At 72.5% G+C, this 16,636-nt stretch carries 16 protein-coding genes; 4 read left to right on the forward strand and 12 right to left on the reverse strand.

Annotated elements, in window-relative coordinates; genetic code table 11:
* Positions 1 to 33: 33 nt before the first annotated feature.
* Both infC and AC1DW8_RS17190 read right to left on the reverse strand, forming a co-directional pair.
* A complete protein-coding gene (gene infC / locus AC1DW8_RS17185) occupies positions 34 to 630 on the reverse strand; it encodes a translation initiation factor IF-3 (RefSeq protein ID WP_369793525.1) in 597 nt (198 codons plus the stop codon).
* Positions 631 to 961: 331 nt separating this feature from the next.
* Positions 962 to 2,293, reverse strand: coding sequence for an MFS transporter (locus tag AC1DW8_RS17190; protein WP_478095300.1), 1,332 nt, complete (start codon positions 2,291 to 2,293; stop codon positions 962 to 964).
* A 166-nt stretch (positions 2,294 to 2,459) separates the two neighbouring features.
* Between AC1DW8_RS17190 and AC1DW8_RS17195 the strand changes: the two genes are divergently transcribed.
* Positions 2,460 to 4,526: an elongation factor G-like protein EF-G2 gene (locus AC1DW8_RS17195; RefSeq protein ID WP_056776323.1), complete on the forward strand. Its 2,067-nt coding sequence runs from the start codon at positions 2,460 to 2,462 to the stop codon at positions 4,524 to 4,526.
* 77 nt (positions 4,527 to 4,603) lie between these two features.
* Here AC1DW8_RS17195 and AC1DW8_RS17200 read toward each other — a convergent pair whose 3' ends face one another.
* Together AC1DW8_RS17200 and AC1DW8_RS17205 are read right to left on the reverse strand one after the other, a co-directional pair.
* On the reverse strand, positions 4,604 to 5,605 hold the full coding sequence (locus AC1DW8_RS17200) for an NADP-dependent oxidoreductase (RefSeq protein WP_478095301.1): 1,002 nt from the start codon (positions 5,603 to 5,605) through the stop codon (positions 4,604 to 4,606).
* A gap of 65 nt (positions 5,606 to 5,670) precedes the next feature.
* Positions 5,671 to 6,099: an organic hydroperoxide resistance protein gene (locus AC1DW8_RS17205; protein ID WP_056776317.1), complete on the reverse strand. Its 429-nt coding sequence runs from the start codon at positions 6,097 to 6,099 to the stop codon at positions 5,671 to 5,673.
* A gap of 59 nt (positions 6,100 to 6,158) precedes the next feature.
* Between AC1DW8_RS17205 and AC1DW8_RS17210 the strand changes: the two genes are divergently transcribed.
* Positions 6,159 to 6,620 carry a MarR family winged helix-turn-helix transcriptional regulator gene (locus AC1DW8_RS17210; protein WP_056776314.1) on the forward strand — a complete coding sequence of 154 codons (462 nt, stop codon included), beginning with the start codon at positions 6,159 to 6,161 and terminating at the stop codon, positions 6,618 to 6,620.
* A gap of 30 nt (positions 6,621 to 6,650) precedes the next feature.
* Here AC1DW8_RS17210 and AC1DW8_RS17215 read toward each other — a convergent pair whose 3' ends face one another.
* Genes AC1DW8_RS17215 through priA form a run of 3 tightly spaced genes read right to left on the reverse strand, consistent with a single transcriptional unit; the run spans position 6,651 to position 9,639 of the window.
* Entirely contained in the window at positions 6,651 to 8,066 is a 1,416-nt protein-coding gene (locus AC1DW8_RS17215; protein WP_478095302.1) for a DUF445 domain-containing protein, read from the reverse strand.
* Between the two features lie 26 nt (positions 8,067 to 8,092).
* Positions 8,093 to 8,884 (reverse strand): SseB family protein, encoded by a 792-nt coding sequence (locus AC1DW8_RS17220; RefSeq protein WP_056827298.1) that lies wholly within the window; start codon positions 8,882 to 8,884, stop codon positions 8,093 to 8,095.
* The gene (priA, locus tag AC1DW8_RS17225; protein WP_478095303.1) at positions 8,881 to 9,639 is read right to left on the reverse strand and encodes a bifunctional 1-(5-phosphoribosyl)-5-((5-phosphoribosylamino)methylideneamino)imidazole-4-carboxamide isomerase/phosphoribosylanthranilate isomerase PriA; all 759 of its coding nucleotides are present in this window, start codon (positions 9,637 to 9,639) and stop codon (positions 8,881 to 8,883) included. Before priA ends, AC1DW8_RS17220 begins: the two co-directional genes overlap by 4 nt.
* A 261-nt stretch (positions 9,640 to 9,900) precedes the next feature.
* On the opposite strand from priA, the gene AC1DW8_RS17230 reads away from it, so the two are divergent.
* A complete protein-coding gene (locus AC1DW8_RS17230; protein WP_478095304.1) occupies positions 9,901 to 10,860 on the forward strand; it encodes a homocysteine S-methyltransferase family protein in 960 nt (319 codons plus the stop codon).
* Positions 10,861 to 10,866: 6 nt separating this feature from the next.
* Here the strand turns inward: AC1DW8_RS17230 and AC1DW8_RS17235 are convergent, their stop codons facing one another.
* The 5 genes from AC1DW8_RS17235 to hisD are packed head-to-tail and all read right to left on the reverse strand — an operon-like array spanning position 10,867 to position 15,145.
* Positions 10,867 to 11,295: a hypothetical protein gene (locus tag AC1DW8_RS17235; protein ID WP_478095305.1), complete on the reverse strand. Its 429-nt coding sequence runs from the start codon at positions 11,293 to 11,295 to the stop codon at positions 10,867 to 10,869.
* Positions 11,296 to 11,351: 56 nt separating this feature from the next.
* A complete protein-coding gene (hisH, locus tag AC1DW8_RS17240) occupies positions 11,352 to 11,990 on the reverse strand; it encodes an imidazole glycerol phosphate synthase subunit HisH (protein WP_056776297.1) in 639 nt (212 codons plus the stop codon).
* 16 nt (positions 11,991 to 12,006) lie between these two features.
* Positions 12,007 to 12,615: an imidazoleglycerol-phosphate dehydratase HisB gene (hisB, locus tag AC1DW8_RS17245; RefSeq protein ID WP_056776294.1), complete on the reverse strand. Its 609-nt coding sequence runs from the start codon at positions 12,613 to 12,615 to the stop codon at positions 12,007 to 12,009.
* Positions 12,612 to 13,781 (reverse strand): histidinol-phosphate transaminase, encoded by a 1,170-nt coding sequence (locus AC1DW8_RS17250; RefSeq protein WP_056776291.1) that lies wholly within the window; start codon positions 13,779 to 13,781, stop codon positions 12,612 to 12,614. Before AC1DW8_RS17250 ends, hisB begins: the two co-directional genes overlap by 4 nt.
* Positions 13,778 to 15,145 (reverse strand): histidinol dehydrogenase, encoded by a 1,368-nt coding sequence (gene hisD, locus AC1DW8_RS17255; protein ID WP_056776288.1) that lies wholly within the window; start codon positions 15,143 to 15,145, stop codon positions 13,778 to 13,780. The genes AC1DW8_RS17250 and hisD overlap by 4 nt, the downstream gene beginning before the upstream one ends.
* Before the next feature lie 233 nt (positions 15,146 to 15,378).
* Between hisD and AC1DW8_RS17260 the strand changes: the two genes are divergently transcribed.
* On the forward strand, positions 15,379 to 16,635 hold the full coding sequence (locus AC1DW8_RS17260) for an endonuclease (RefSeq protein WP_478095306.1): 1,257 nt from the start codon (positions 15,379 to 15,381) through the stop codon (positions 16,633 to 16,635).
* Position 16,636 lies beyond the last annotated feature (1 nt).

Here is a 16,636-nt window from a genome sequence, read left to right on the forward strand (position 1 = left end):
GGCTCTCGCCTCCGGCGGGTCACCGCCCGCCGATCACTCGGCGGCGGCGGTGGCCTCGTCGGTCTGCGGGGCCTGGGCCTCCGGCTGCTCACCGGACGTTGCCGGCTCGCCGGTGGAGCGCTGGTCGTGCTGCTCGCGGGAGCGACGCTGCTCGGCCTTGGCCTCCGCCTTCTTCTTGGTCGGGCCGATCACCATGATCATGTTTCGGCCGTCCTGCTTCGGGGCCGACTCGACGAAGCCGAGCTCGGCGATGTCCTCGGCGAGGCGCTCGAGCAGACGGCGACCGAGCTCGGGCCGCGACTGCTCGCGACCGCGGAACATGATCGTCACCTTGACCTTGTCGCCGGCCTTGAGGAACCGCTCGACGTGGCCCTTCTTCGTGCCGTAGTCGTGCGGGTCGATCTTCGGACGGAGCTTGATCTCCTTGATGACCGTGTTGACCTGGTTCTTGCGCGCTTCCCGTGCCTTCATGGCGGCTTCGTACTTGAACTTGCCGAAGTCCATGAGCTTGGCGACCGGCGGCTTGGCCATGGGGGCCACCTCGACGAGGTCGAGGTTCGCCTCCTCGGCCAGACGCAGCGCGTCCTCGACGCGGACGATGCCGACCTGCTCGCCGTTGGGGCCAACCAAGCGCACTTCCGGGACCCGGATGCGCTCGTTGATGCGAGGCTCGCTGATGTGGTGCTCCTAAGTTCGATGAATGGTGTGACCAGACGGGGGTGGTGCCAGTCCTGCTGCGACCACAACGAGAAAAGGGCTCCCCGTGTGTGCACGAGGAGCCCAAGGGTCGCGTATGCCGGACGGTCGCCGTCGCGTCACACGGCTCGACACCGGTGCCACGGAGGACACCTGGTCGAGCAGACCTTGACCCGGCGACTGTGAGGTCGGCGCGGGTGGAAGCGAGCTTCTCTTGCACGTCGTCACCCGCCTCCGCCGGAGCGGGAGCATGGGTGACGGCTGGTCAGTGCTCCATGCTAGCAGCCGAGACGCCGTGCTCCGAATCGACGACAGGGCCCCCGGCAGCGGTCCGGCCCTGCGCCCTCCGGCTGGCCCGCGACCCGAGGAGGCCGACGAGTGCGACGAGGACGCCCACGGCGGAGACGACGACGAACCCCCACTGCCAGCCGCCTCGGTCGATGGCGGAGCCGGCGAGCGGTGCACCGAAGGCCGAGCCCGCGGTCATGGCCGAGCCGTGCCACCCCATCATCTCGCCGCGGAACCGCTCCGGGACCTGACGGCTCAGCTGCTCGACGGTGGCGGTGATCGTGGGGGCGCACAGGAAGCCGGAGACGGTGATGAGGACGGCGAAGCTCGGCACGCCCGCGGCGAGGGCGACGGGGGCGGTCGTGGCCGCGAGGCCGCCGAGCAGCCAGAAGACGGAGAAGGAGCGGTGCCAGGCGCCGTAGAGGATGCCGCCGACGAGGGACCCGGCACCCCAGAGCGCGAGGACCCACCCGATCGAGCCGGTGGCCCCGAAGGACCGCAGCGCCGCGACGATGCCCACGTCGGTGCCGCTGAGGACGAGCGTCGAGCAGGCGGCGGCGAGGTAGACCGCGGCGACCGGCACGGTGATGAAGCCGCGGACGGCCCGGGCCGGGGCGGTGTCGTCGGGCACGGACGGGGCGGCGATGGCGTCGGCCCGGGCGGCCTCGCCCTGCTCGTCGTGCGCCGCCTCCCCCGCCGCGCCGCCGTCCGGGTGCCCCTCGCCGGAGTCGGAGGTGAGGCGGGGGTTGACCACCCAGAGCACGAATCCCGCTGCGACGGATGCGAGCTCGCAGACGAGCAGGGCCCACGACGTGTCCCACGAGGTCGCGAGCCACACCCCGATGGCAGGGCCCGCCATGAACGACAGCTCGGTCGCCGACGAGTCGAGCGACAGGGCGGTGCGCCGCTGCTCGCTCGGCACCGAACGGATGATGACCTGGCGCAGGATCGAGAAGGTGGGCACGACGAAGAGCCCGGCGAGCGCCGCGAAGGCGATGAGCGGGGCGTAGCCCACCCACGGCGCGATCGACCAGCACACGACCTGCACGACGAGCGAGGGGCCGACGGTGCGCCGCAGGCCGATGCGGTCGAGCAGCCGGCCGCGCCAGGGCCCGGAGACGGCGACCGCGACGGTCGAGGCGGCCGTGACCAGGCCGGCAGCGCCGTAGCTGCGGCCGAGCGACGTCACGACGTGGAGGGTGAGGATCACCCCTCCCGCCCACATGGGGACGCGGATGAGGAAGCCGAGCAGCAGCGCGTTGCGGGTGTCTCGGTTGGCCAGCACCGGCCGGTAGGCCCCCAGATCCATGGCGTCAGCCTGTCACCTCGCACCGACGGTGCGCACCCGGGTTCCACGGAGGCGGCAGAGCGCGCGGGCGCGGGCCGGGGGGCGACCCGGGGATGAACCACCGAGGTGGCGGGCGGCATACGCGATGGGTCTTGTGACGGCTGGGCGACAGGAGTTGGGTGGGGGCATGGCTAAGACGCCCGGCAGATCAGATCTTCCTGCGGCCCCCAACCCCGCCTCGCCGCAGGACATCCGCAACGTCGTGCTGGTCGGACCCGGCGGGGCCGGCAAGACCGCACTCTTCGAGGCGCTCGTCTCGGCACGTGTCCCCGGTCAGCGGACCTCCCTGGGCGACCACGTCCGCACCACGACCCTCGTCGCCGCCTCGTTCGAGTCCGGTCCGGTCACCCTCAACCTCCTCGACACCCCCGGCTACCCCGACTTCGTCGGCGACCTCCGCGCGGGCCTCCGGGCCGCGGACGCCGCCGTCTTCGTCGTCTCCGGCGCCGACGACATCGACCGGCCCGTGTCGCTGCTGTGGCGCGAGTGCGCGGCCGTCGGGATGCCGCGAGCCGTCGTCGTGACCCACCTCGACCAGCCGCGCGCCGACTTCGCGACGACGGTCGAGATGTGTCGTCGCACCTTCGGCGACGCCCGAGCCACCCACTGGCCCGTCGTCGAGGACGGCTCGGTCACCGGGGTCATGGGACTGCTGACCGGCGAGACGTCCGCCGAGCACGAGGACGCGCGGTCGGCCCTCATCGAGTCCGTCATCGAGGAGTCCGAGGACGCGACGTTGCTCGACCGCTACCTCGAGGGCGAGACCATCGACACCGAGTCGCTGCTCGGCGACCTGCGTACGGCCATCGCCCAGGGCACCTTCTTCCCGATCGTCCCGGTCTCGCCCCTGACCGGCGCGGGCACCGAGGAGCTGCTCGGCATGATCGAGCGGGCCTTCCCCGACCCGACCGCGCACCCGCTGCCGGCCGTCACGTCACCGGTCGGTGGCCCCGTCAAGGGCGTGACGTGCGACCCGTCCCAGCCGCTCGTGGCCGAGGTCGTGCGCACGACGACCGACCCGTACGTCGGGCGCCTCTCGCTCGTGCGCGTCTTCTCCGGCACGCTCCGCGTCGACGAGACGGTCCACGTGTCGGGCCACCTCGGTGACTTCGTCGGGCACGAGGTCGCCGGCCACCCGGCCCACGACGACGACGAGCGCGTCGGCCCGCTCGCGTCGCCCTTCGTCGAGTCGCACCGCCCCCGCGGCACCGCCATCGCCGGCGACCTCGCACTCGTGACGAAGCTGACCCACGCCGAGACCTCCGACACCCTGTCCTCCGTCGACCGGCCCGCGGTCGTCGAGCCGTGGCTGCTCCCCGAGCCGCAGCTGCCCGTCGCGATCCGCGCGGCGACGAAGTCCGACGACGACAAGCTCGGCGGGGCCCTGCAACGCCTCGTGGCCGAGGACGTCACGATGCGCATGGAGCACTCGCACGAGACGGACCAGGTCGTGCTCTGGACGATGGGACAGGCCCACGTCGACGACCTCATCGACCAGCTCTCCGAGCGCTACGGGGTGACGGTGACGGCCGAGCCCTACCGGACCGCGCTGCGCGAGACCTTCGTGCGCACGTGCTCGGTGCAGGGTCGCCACGTCAAGCAGTCGGGCGGTCACGGGCAGTACGCCGTGTGCTCGATCGTCATCGAGCCGCTGCCACGCGGATCGGGTTTCGAGTTCGTCGACAAGGTCGTCGGCGGGTCCGTGCCGCGCCAGTTCATCCCGTCGGTCGAGAAGGGGGCCCGACTCCAGCTCGAGAAGGGCCTGCTCACCGGCCACCCGGTCGTCGACGTCCGCGTCACGCTCACCGACGGCAAGTCGCACTCCGTCGACTCGTCCGACGTCGCCTTCCAGACCGCCGCGGCGCTCGCTCTCAAGGAGGCGGCGAACGCCTCGACGATGGCGCTGCTCGAGCCGATCGACCGCGTCGACATCACCATCGCCGACGACTACCTCGGGGCGGTCATGTCGGACCTGCGCGGACGCCGCGGCCAGGTGCTCGGCACCGAGCCGGCCGACGGGATGGGCCCCGAGGGCGGCTGGACCGTCGTGCACGCCGAGGTGCCGTCGGCAGAGCTGTCGCGCTACCCCATCGACCTCCGGTCGGTGTCGCACGGCACCGGGTCGTTCGTGCGCGAGCCGCTGCGCCACGACCTGCTGCCGGCCGACAAGGCCAAGGACCTGCTCGGGGGCTGACGTCGCGCAGGAGCGCCGGGACGGCGAAGGGCGGGTGCCGAAGCACCCGCCCTCTCCCGTCCGTCGCGCGGCCGCCGTCAGAGGCGGACGACCATCTTGCCGACGTTCTCCCCGCGCAGGACGCCGAGGAAGGCGTCGACCGCGTGGTCGATCCCGTCGCCGAACGTCTCGCGCGAGGTCAGCGTGCCGTCCGCGATCCAGCCGGCCGCGCGCTGGGCGTACTCGCCCGCGAGGTCCCAGTGGTCGCCGACGAGGAAGCCCGTGATGGTGCCGCGGGTCTGGATGAGGCGCGCGAGGTTGCGCGGGCCCGGGGCCGCCTCGGTGTTGTTGTAGACCGAGATCGCGCCGCAGATCGCGATGCGGCCGCCGAGCCGCAGCGAACCGACGGCGGCCTCGAGGTGGTCGCCGCCGACGTTGTCGAAGTAGACGTCGATGCCGTCGGGCGCAGCCTCGCGGAGCAGGTCGGAGACCCGTCCGTCCTTGTAGTTGAACGCGGCGTCGAAGCCGAGGTCGCCCAGCAGGTGGTCGACCTTCTCCTGCGAGCCGGCGCTACCGATGACCCGGCTGGCGCCCAGCGCCTTGGCGACCTGCCCGACGACGCTGCCGACGGCCCCGGCGGCGCCGGACACGAAGACGACGTCCCCCTCCTTGATCTGCGCGACACGGGTCAGGCCGGCGTATGCCGTGAGGCCGGTCATGCCGAGCACGCCGAGGTAGGCGGACGCCGGGGCCACCGACGTGTCGACGACACGGACGGCGGAGCCGTCGACGACGGCCTCCTCGCGCCAGCCGAGGCCGTGGAGCACGTGGTCGCCGACGGTGACGCCGTGGGCGCGCGACTCGGTGACGACACCGACCGCGCCGCCGTGCATGGCCTCGCCCAGCGCGTACGGCTCGGCGTAGGACTTGGCGTCGCTCATGCGACCGCGCATGTAGGGGTCGACCGACATGACCTCGTTGCGGACGCGGACCTGGCCGTCGGCAAGGTCGACGGGCGCGCTCTCGACGAGGGCGAAGTCGTCAGGGGTGGGCCAGCCGACGGGACGGCTGACGAGCTGGACCTCACGGGGGGTGGTCATCGGGTCTCCTTCTGGGACAGCGGTTCTGGAAGTGCGGGGTGCGAAGCGGCCGTGGCCGGATGACGTCAGTCGACGACGATCTCGACGGGGATGTTGCCGCGCGTCGCGTTGGAGTAGGGGCACACCTGGTGCGCCGTGTCGACGAGCTCACGGCCCAGCTGGGGGTCGAGGCCCTCGGGGAGCTCGACGTGGAGCACGACCCCGAGGCCGAAGCCGGTGCCCGACGACCCCGAGAGGCTGACGTCGGCCGTGACGGCGACGTCGAAGTCCTCGACGCGGCGCTTGCGCGCGACGAGCCCGAGAGCGCTCGCGAAGCACGCGGCATACCCGGCGGCGAAGAGCTGCTCGGGGTTCGTGCCCTCCCCACTTCCGCCGAGCTCGCGGGGTGCGGCGAGCGTGACGTCGAGTCGACCGTCGGACGTGACGGCGCGACCCTCACGCCCGGAGGCGGTGGCCGAGGCGACGTACTGGGCGGTCTGGGTGGTGGTGCTCATCGAGGCTCCTTGTGTTGCCAACAATTAGATTGTGCGCAATTTGATAGTACGCTTGGGTCATGAGCCCGTCCAATCCGACCTCCGCCGCCGCGAGCACGCTGAGCCTCGAGCAGCAGATCTGCTACGCCATGCACACGACCGTGCGGGCGTTCGACGCCGTCTACCGCGAGCTGCTGTCGGAGCACGGACTCTCCTACCCGCAGTACATCGCCCTCATGGCCGTCGCCGAGCACGGGCCGCTCACGGTGAGCCGGCTGGGCGAGCACCTGCGACTCGACTCGGGCACGCTCTCCCCGCTCCTCAAGCGGATGGAGTCGGCCGGCCTCGTGGAGCGGGTCCGCGACCCCGAGGACGAGCGCCGGGTCCTCGTGTCGGCGACGGACGGAGGGCGCGACCGCCTCGCGGCGCTCGGCGACCTGCCGCACCAGATCGCGCTCCGAAGCGGCCTCTCGCGACAGGAGCTGGTCGACCTGCACCGCACGCTGCGCCAGGTGACCGAACGGCTCGACACCGGGGTCTGAGGGCGTCCGGGTCGACGTGCCGCGTGGGTGTCAGGAGGGCAGCACGATCGAGACGGCATGGATGAGCATGCCGATGAGCCCACCGACGAGGGTGCCGTTGATCCGGATGAACTGCAGGTCGCGGCCCACCTGGAGCTCGACCCGCTCGGCCGTCTCCTTGCCGTCCCACCGGTCGACGGTGTCGCTGATGATCCTCGTCAGCTCGGTGCCGTAGCGGTCGATCGCGTAGATCGTCGCGTCGCAGATGCGCGTGTCGATGCGCTCGCGCAGCGCGGCGTCGGCGAGGAGCCGCTCGGCGAGAGCCGTCACCTCCGTGACGGCGCGGGCCCGCACCGGCCCGCCCTCGTCCTCGAGGGCGGCGACGACGACGGCACGGAACGAGGCCCACAGCGACATCGCCGTGTCCGCCACCTGCGGGTGTGACAGCACGCGCTCCTTGAGGCGCTCCGCCTTGGCCTGCGTCACGGGGTCGTGCTGGAGGTCGTCGGCGAGGTCGATGAGCAGCTTGTCGAGCGCGAGGCGCACGTCGTGCCGCGGGTCGTTGCGGATGTCGGCCAGCCACTTGAGCGCCTCGACGTGGACCTTGCGGGCCACGATGTCGTTGATCGCGTCGGGCACCCACGCCGGGGCGCGCTGCGTGATGAGCGACTCGAAGACGTCCTCGTTGTCGACGAGCCAGACGCGCACCTCGTCGAGGGCGAGGTCGACGAGGCCGACGTGCGCCTCGTCGCGCACCACCTGGTCGAGCAGTCCCCCGGCCAGCGAGCTGATCGGCTCCTGCGCGAGGCGCGGGAGCAGGGCCTGCTCGATGACGGCGCGGACGTCCTCGTCGGGGATCCGGTGCAGCGCGTGGACCGTGACCGTGGCGACCTCGTCGACGAGGCGCTTCGCGTGACCGGGGGTCAGAGCCCACTCGGCCGCCCGCCGGGTGGGCTCGGCGTCGAGCACCCGCTCGCGGATGATGTCCTCGCGCATGAAGTTCTCGCTGACGAACTCCTCGAGGCTGCGACCGATCATCTCCTTCTTGCGAGGGATGAGGGCGGTGTGCGGGATCGGGAGCCCGAGCGGGTGCCGGAAGATGGCCGTGACGGCGAACCAGTCGGCGCAGGCACCGACCATCGAGGCCTCGGCGCCGGCGTTGACGAAGCCGAGCAGGCCGTCGTCGTGCCCCCGCGTGAGGACGTAGACGATCGCCGCGAAGACGAGCAGGCCGGTGGCGACGAGCCGCATCTTCCGCAGGTCGCGCCGGCGCTGCGCATCGAGGGCCGGGTCGACGATGAAGCCGAGAGGACCGCTCGAGGGGCCCGCCCCTCGGCCGGCGTCTGCGCCCGACCGTCCACCGGGGCGCCCGGGTCCGGTCGGGACGTCGGCTGTCGTCCCGGCGCCGGTCGTCGCCGGAGGCACCTCGGGGTCACGCTCCCGAGTCGTCTGGGGTGTGGTGTCCACGTCCGGCACCTCCACGGGTGATGTGCTCAGCGCGCCGGTTCGAGCGCGAAGGTCAGAGCATCGATCCTCGCACGGGTCTCGCCGTCGGTCGCGATCCGCTCCCCGATCCGTGTCGCGACGGCCCCGACGAGCTCGGCGCCGAGGCCGGGCTCCAGGGAGAGCACGACCCGCAGCACGCCGGCGCCCGCGGGCTCCCCCGCCTCGAGGCGGTGGCCCACGACCTGCGGCTCGGTCTCGACCGCCGCTCGCACGGCCGCCGCGACGTGGGCATCGCGGTGGCTGGGTCCCCACGCGCGCTCCTGGGCGAGCGCCCACAGCATGCTCGGACGCAGGACCGTCGCGTGGGGCGAGGCGACGTCGACGAGGAGCACGTGGCACTCCTCGCTGATCGCGGCCTGCGCCGCGGCGGCGGCGCGGACCGGCACCGGCCGGGCGCCGGGGTCCCACGCGGCGAGGCTCTCGAGGGAGGTGAACATCGGCAGCGCCCGCGACCCGTCGGGGGACGTCAGGGTGACCGCGGCCATGTCGCTGCGGGTGTCGACGGCGTGGGGCCCGGACTCGTCGACCTCTGTCGCCACGGCGACCACGGGGACGAGCCAGCGGGCCTGAGCCACGTGCTCCATCAGGGCCGTCTCCGCATCGTCACCCGGCGTGCCGTGCGCCGCGGCCAACGCTGCGACGAGGGCCGCGTCGGCCGCTCCCGTGTCGCCGGCGAAGCCGTGGGAGGGGATCGACTTGCCCTCCCACGCCTGGCCGGCGGAGTCGGCGGGACGGCCCAGCTCGTCGTGGTGGCCCGAGGCCGGCGTCGGTGAGCTCATGCGCCCGGGCGGCCGGCGACGTCGAGCGCCTCGGGCAGCGTGAAGGCGCCGCGGTAGAGGGCCGAGCCGACGATGGCCCCCTCGACCCCGTCGCCGACGAGCTCGCGGACCGCCGCGATGTCCTCGAGGGTCGAGACGCCGCCGCTGGCGACGACCGGACGGTCGGTGCGGGCGCACACGTCGCGGAGCAGCTCGACGTTGGGGCCCTGGAGCATGCCGTCCTTGTTGACGTCGGTGACGACGTAGCGCGCACAACCCTCGGCGTCGAGGCGTGAGAGCGTCTCCCAGAGGTCACCGCCCTCGCGGGTCCATCCCCGTGCCGCGAGCGTCGTGCCCCGGACGTCGAGGCCGATGGCGACGCGGTCGCCGTGCGCGGCGATGATCGACGCCGTCCACTCGGGGTCCTCGAGCGCGGCGGTGCCGATGTTGACGCGGCGGCAGCCCGTGGCGAGCGCCGCGTCGAGCGACTCCGTGTCGCGGATGCCGCCAGAGAGCTCGACCTGCAGGTCGAGCCGACTGACGATCGAGGCGATGAGGTCGCGGTTGCTGCCACGACCGAAGGCCGCGTCGAGGTCGACGAGGTGGATCCACTCCGCCCCCTGCTCCTGCCAGCGCAGCGCGGCCTCCCACGGGTCGCCGAACTCGCCGCCGGTGCCGGCGACGCCCTGGACCAGCTGGACGGCACGGCCGCCGGCGATGTCGACGGCGGGCAGCAGCTCGAGGTGGGGCTGGGCGGCGTGGTGCTGGCCGGTCATCGGGGTCGGCTCCTCGGGTCGGTCACGACCGTCGCGGTCGTGGTCGGTGTGTCGTGGTCGGTGTCAGGTGCGCCCGGGCGTCGGGACGCCGGACGTGCGACCACCGAGTATGCCGTGTGCCCGCGGCGCCGCTCCCGACGTGTCGGTCCGTGGATCACGCGCCCACCACGGCGCGGTCACCTTCCCCACGTTCCGCGCCTGCCGGCTGGTGGCGTCTGGTAGACCGGTGGGACCCGAACCTCGCGACGCACGGGAGCCGCCATGGATCACCTGCCACAGCTGGCCGGTCGGCCGATGGTGACGGACGGTGGCCTCGAGACCGACCTCATCTTCAACCACGGGGTCGAGCTCGACGAGTTCGCCGCCTACCCGTTGCTCGGCGTCGCGGCCGGCCGCGACCTGCTCACGGGCTACTACGACGCCTACGCCTCCATCGCTGCCCGGGCCGGGGCAGGCCTGCTCCTCGAGTCACCGACGTGGCGTGCCAACCCGGACTGGGGCGCGCGGCTCGGCCACACGAGGGCCGACCTGGACCGTGCCAACGCGGACGCCGTCGACCTGCTCCGTTCACTGCGTCGCCGGTATGCCGTCGAGCTCGGGCTGCAGGACGTCGTCGTCGTGGGGGTGGTCGGCCCTCGGGGCGACGGCTACCGCAGTGCCGGCGCGCCGAACCCGGCCGAGGCCGCGGACTACCACCACGCCCAGGTGGCGGCGTTCGCCGAGGCGGGCGTGGACGTCGTCACGGCGTACACCCTCACCACAGCCGGCGAGGCGATCGGGATCGCGCAGTCCTGCCGGGAGCACGGGCTGCCCGTGGCGATCTCGTTCACGGTGGAGGTGGACGGGCGGCTCCCCGACGGGACGACGCTGGCCGAGACGATCTCCGAGGTCGACGACCGGGAGGCCCCGGACTACTACCTCGTCAACTGCGCCCACCCGGAGCACGTGCTCGCGGGGCTGGACGCCGACGACGACGGGAGCGCTTGGCGCAGCAGGCTGCTCGGGCTGCGCTACAACGCGTCGACGCGCAGCCACGCGGAGCTCGACGACGCCGACGACCTGGACGCGGGCGACCTCGACACGATCTCGGCGGGACACGACCGGGTGGTCGGACGGCTCCCGGGTGTCACGGTCGTCGGAGGGTGCTGTGGCACCGACGCCTCTCACGTCGCACGGCTCTGGGGCGTCGACCAGCATCGCGGCGGCGACGTCCCGGTCTGAACGGGCCTACGACGCCGGCGTGGCAGGCGGGGCGGCGGGAGCCGGCGGCTCGCCCGCGCCCGGCGCGGGAGCCACGTCCGGAGCGGACGGGCCGTCTGGCGTGGCGTCGACACCTCCCCCGGCGGCGAGCTCGGCCCGGTGACGCCACAGGACGTATCCCAGCCCGGCGACGACGACCACGACGACGAGGACGATGCGCACCGGCCAGGACAGGTCGAGCAGGGTCGTCACGACGAGCGTCCCGAGTGCCGTGCCCAGCGTCGTCGGCAGTCCGGGGTGGCTGCTCCGGCGCCGCGGGTAGAGCGCACCGGACGAGGACCGCCGCGTCGACGACGCGGTCCGCCTGGTCGTGCTCTTCGTCGCGCTCTTGGTCACCCTTGACGTGCGCTTCCTGCTCGCACTTCCGGAGCTGCTCGCCGTCTTCCTCGTCGCCACGATCCACTCCTCGTCGAGGCCACCGCCCGCCGGTCAGTCGGCGGACGTCGGCACGGTCACAGGTTGCGGACCCAGTTCTCGAGCAGGTGCAGCCCGGCGTCGCCGGACTTCTCGGGGTGGAACTGGGTCGCGCTCAGGGGCCCATTCTCGACCGCGGCGACGAACTTCGCACCGTGGCTCGCCCACGTGACCGCGGGTGCGACGCGGGCGAAGGCGCCGGTGGCCTCCAGCGTCCACTGCTGCACGGCGTACGAATGGACGAAGTAGAAGCGCTCGTGCTCGACGCCGGCGAAGAGCCGCGAGCCCTCGGCGGCCTCGACCTCGGACCAGCCCATGTGCGGCACGACGTCGGCCGGGAGGCGTTCGACCGTGCCGGGCCACTCCGCGAGCCCCTCGAGCGGGTGGTCGGACGGCTCGGTCGAGCCGTCGAAGAGCGCCTGCATGCCGACGCAGACGCCGAGGACCGCCCGGCCCCCGCTGATCCGTCGACCGATGATGCGGGGTCCGTGCGCGGCCGCGAGTCCCGCGATGCAGGCGTGGAAGTTGCCGACACCGGGCACGAAGAGTCCGTCCGCCTCGAGGGCGCGGACGGGGTCGGACGTCAGGGTGACCGTGGCACCGACGCGCTCCAGGGCACGCACGGCCGACCGGACGTTGCCGCTGCCGTAGTCGAGGACGACGACGCCGGCGCTCATCGACGAGCCACCATCGTCAGAGCGCTCCCTTGGCGCTCGGGATCCCGACGACGCGGGGGTCGGGTGCGATGGCCGCCCGGAGCGCGCGCGCCACGGCCTTGAACTGCGCCTCGACGATGTGGTGGGGGTCGCGGCCCGCGAGGACGCGCACGTGCAGGCACAGTCCGGCGTTGTAGGCGAAGGACTCGAGGACGTGCCGTGTCATCGAGCCGGTGAAGTGGCCACCGATGAGGGCGTACTGCTGGCCCTCCGGCTCGCCCTCGTGCACGACGTACGGACGACCGGCGACGTCGACGACGGCGTGGCACAGGGCCTCGTCGAGCGGGACCGTGGCGTCACCGAAGCGGGAGATGCCGGCCTTGTCGCCGAGCGCCTCGCGCAGGGCCTGGCCGAGGACGATCGCCGTGTCCTCGACCGTGTGGTGCACGTCGACGTCGACGTCTCCCGTGGCCTTGACCGTGAGGTCGATGAGCGAGTGCTTGCTCAGCGAGTGGAGCATGTGGTCGTAGAACGGGACGCCGGTCGAGATGTCGGACGTGCCGGTGCCGTCGAGGTCGAGCCAGAGCTCGACGGACGACTCGGACGTCGCACGGCTGATCTTCGCGGTGCGGCTGGTGGGGCTCATGCGGGTGGCTCCTGCCGGTCGGCGCTGCTGGGGAGGACGTGGGCGGGGGCGAGGCGCGTCATGGCCTCGAGGAACGCGGTCGTCTCGTGGGGGTCGCCGGCCGTGACGCGCAGGTGGTGGGCGATCCCCATGTCGCGGACGAGGACGCCCTCGTCGAGCAGGGCCTCCCACGTGGCCTTCTCGTCTCGGAGGCCGCCGAAGAGGACGAAGTTGCTGTCGCTGGCGACGGGGCGCGCACCGAGCGCGGCGAGACGGTCGACGATCCGGTCGCGCTGGTGCTTGATGACCTCGACCGTGCCGAGCATGACGTCGGCGTGCTCGAGGGCGATGCGGGCGATCGTCTGCGTCGGGCTGCTCAGGTGGTAGGGCAGCCTGACGAGGCGCAGCGCGTCGACGAGCTCTGGCGCCGCCACGAGGTAGCCGAGGCGACCGCCGGCGAAGGCGAACGCCTTGCTCATGGTGCGCGTCACGACGAGCCTGGGGTGCTCGGCGAGCAGCGTCAGTGCCGACCGCGTGCCCGGCCGGGCGAACTCGGCGTAGGCCTCGTCGACGACGACGACAGCGTTCGGGGCCGCCTCGAGCACGGCACCGATGACCTCGAACGGCAGCGCCGTGCCGGTCGGGTTGTTGGGCGAGCAGAGGAACACGATCGACGGGTCGTGCGCCCGGGCCTGCTGCGCAGCCGACTCTGCGGTCAGGTCGAAGGCATCGGGATCGGTTGCGGCAGAGCGGAGCCCGTCGACCCATGTGGTGCCGTGCGTCTCGCTGATGATGGGGTGCATCGAGTAGCTCGGCGTGAAGCCGAGCGCGACCCGGCCGTGACCGCCGAAGGCCTGCACGATGTGCGACAGCACCTCGTTGGAGCCGTTGCCGGCCCACACCTGCTCGGGCGTCACCGACACCCCCGACTGCTTCTCGAGGTATGCCGTCAGCGCCTTGCGCAGGTCGGTGAACTCGCGGTCGGGGTAACGGTTGAGCGAGGCGACGTCGTCGGCGAGCGCCGCGACGACCGCGTCGACGACGACCTGGGGAACTGGGTAGGAGTTCTCGTTGGTGTTGAGCCGGACCGGCACGTCGAGCTGCGGAGCGCCGTACGGCGTGCGACCGCGCAGGTCGGGCCGGAGCAGACGCTGGACCTCGTCGGCGGCGCTCGGCCGGTCGGTCACCGGGGCACCTCGTCGCCGAACCGCGCCGTCACGGCTTCGCCGTGGGCCGGGAGGTCCTCGGCCTGGGCGAGCGTGACGACGTGGCGGGCGACATCGCGCAGGGCGGGCTCGTCGTAGTCGACGACGTGGATGCCGCGCAGGAAGGACTGCACCGACAAGCCGCTCGAGTGGCACGCGCAGCCGGCGGTGGGCAGGACGTGGTTGGAGCCGGCGGCGTAGTCGCCGAGGCTCACCGGGCTGTGCGGACCGACGAAGACGGCACCGGCGTTGCGCACGCGGGCGGCGACGCCCGCGGCGTCGCGGGTCTGGATCTCGAGGTGCTCGGCGGCATACGCGTTGACGACGGCGAGACCGGCGACGACGTCGTCGACGAGGACGATCCGCGACTGCGTGCCCTCGAGCGCCTCGGTGACGCGCTCCGCGTGCTTCGTGGCGGGCACCCGACGGGCCAGGGCGCGCCGGGTCTCCTCGGCGAGCTCCTCGCTGTCGGTGACGAGCACCGAGGCCGCGAGCGGGTCGTGCTCGGCCTGGCTCACGAGGTCGGCGGCCACGTGGTCCGCGTCGGCCGAGTCGTCGGCGAGGATCGCGATCTCGGTGGGACCGGCCTCCGCGTCGATGCCGATGAGGCCCTTGAGCAGGCGCTTGGCGGCGACGACCCAGATGTTGCCGGGGCCGGTGACGAGCGAGACGGGGTCGCACACGACCGGCTCGCCGTCGACCTCGCCCCACTGGGGGTCGTCGTCGACGAAGCCGTGCGCGAACATCGCGACCGCCTGGGCGCCGCCGACGGCATACACCTCGTCGACGCCGAGGAGCGCGCACGCCGCGAGGATCGTCGGGTTCGGGTAGCCGGCGAACTCGCCGACGTTCTCGCGCTGCGGCGGTGACGCGACGGCCAGCGAACCGACCTCGGCGAGCTGGGCCGGGACGACGTTCATGATGACGCTGCTCGGGTAGACGGCGAGTCCACCGGGCACGTAGAGACCGACGCGGTCGACGGGCACCCACCGCTCGGTGACGGTGCCGCCGGGGACGACCTCGGTCGTCGTGTCGGTGCGGCGCTGGTCGGCGTGGACGATGCGGGCGCGACGGATGGACTCCTCGAGCGCGGCGCGCAGGTCGGGGTCGAGCCGGTCGAGGGCGGACTGCAGCACGGCCCGCGGCACCCGCAGGTGGGTCGGCCGCACGCCGTCGAACCGCTCGCCGAGGTCGCGCAGTGCCACGGCCCCGCGATGCTCGACGTCCTCACAGATCGGCCGCACCTGCTCGAGGGCTGCCGTGACGTCGAACTCGGCTCGGGGCAGGGCCTTGCGCAGGAAGCGCACGTCGAGCGTGCGCCCGCGCAGGTCGAGGGAGGACATCATGGGTCACCAGTCTAGAAGGCGCGGCCCGGGGCCCGGACCACGGTCTCACCGTGCGGAGCGAGGGGCGCGGCGTCGGTCCTCGCGCCTGCCGAATCTTGGACCGGCCCTGACGAAGGTCAGACCAACGACTGACCCGGCGTTCACGGCCGTTCCGACACGCTCGTGGGGCCACCGCCCGACCCGGGCCGTGGGTTGCGTCATCCACCCGGCTCCCCCGCCCGACAGGAGAACCCGTGCCCGTCGTCATCCCCCGGCGTCGCATCGCTGCCGTCGTCACCGGCCTCGCCATCGCCCTCGTCCCGCCGAGTCTCGCGCTCACCAGCGCTGCGGGCTCGCCGGCGACGACCCTGCCACTCACCCGCGTGGCGGCAGCGCCCGCTCTGGCCGCGGCCGCCCCGCTCACGGTGTCGCAGGCCATCGGGTCGCAGACCGGTCATAGCGCGACCGTCCGCGGCTACGTCGTGGGACAGCCGACCGCGACGAGCACCGTCGTGCGCTCGAACTTCCCCAACGACTACGCGCTCGCCATCGCCGACTCCGCGTCGGAGACGTCGACGAGCCGGATGCTCTACGTCCAGATCCCGTCGGCGTTCCGGTCCTCGTGGGGTCTGCAGAGCAACCCCTCCCTCATGGGGCGCCAGCTCGACGTGACCGGTGCGCTGGCGACGTACTTCTCGCACCCGGGCATGACCTCGACGAGCGCCGTCGCGTTCAGCGGCACGTCGACGACGACCACGACGACCAGCCCAACGAGCACGACGACGAGCCCGAGCCCCACCGGCACGACGAGCCCCTACGACTCGACGTACTACGCGTCGGCCATCGGCAAGACCGGCTCGGCGCTGCACACCGAGCTGCACCGCATCATCTCCAGCGGCGTCACGACCCTGACCTACGACCAGGTCTGGACCGCCCTGAAGGACACCGACCAGGACCCGAGCAACACCAACAACGTCGTCGAGATCTACTCGGGGCGCTCGATCGCCAAGTCCGACAACGGTGGCGGCGTCGACCAGTGGAACCGCGAGCACGTCTGGGCCAAGAGCCACGGCGACTTCGGCACGGTCAACGGCCCGGGCACCGACGTGCACCACCTGCGGCCCGAGGACGTCACCGTCAACTCCACCCGCGGCAACCTCGACTTCGACCTCGGCGGGTCGGCGGTGTCCCAGTGCACCGGCTGCCTCAGCGATGCAGACTCCTTCGAGCCGCGCAACGCCGTCAAGGGCGACGTCGCCCGGATGATCTTCTACATGGCGGTCCGCTGGGACGGCGGTGACGGCTTCGCCGACCTCGAGCCGAACAACCTCGTCGGCAACGGCACCGCGCCCTACATCGGCAAGCTCTCGGTGCTCAAGCAGTGGAACCTGCAGGACCCGCCCGACGCGTTCGAGAAGCGCCGCAACCAGGTCATCTTCGACACCTGGCAGCACAACCGGAACCCGTTCATCGACCACCCGGAGTGGGTGACCGCGATCTACGGCTCCTGAC

The sequence above is a fragment of the Terrabacter sp. P2_E3 genome (assembly GCF_056403915.1).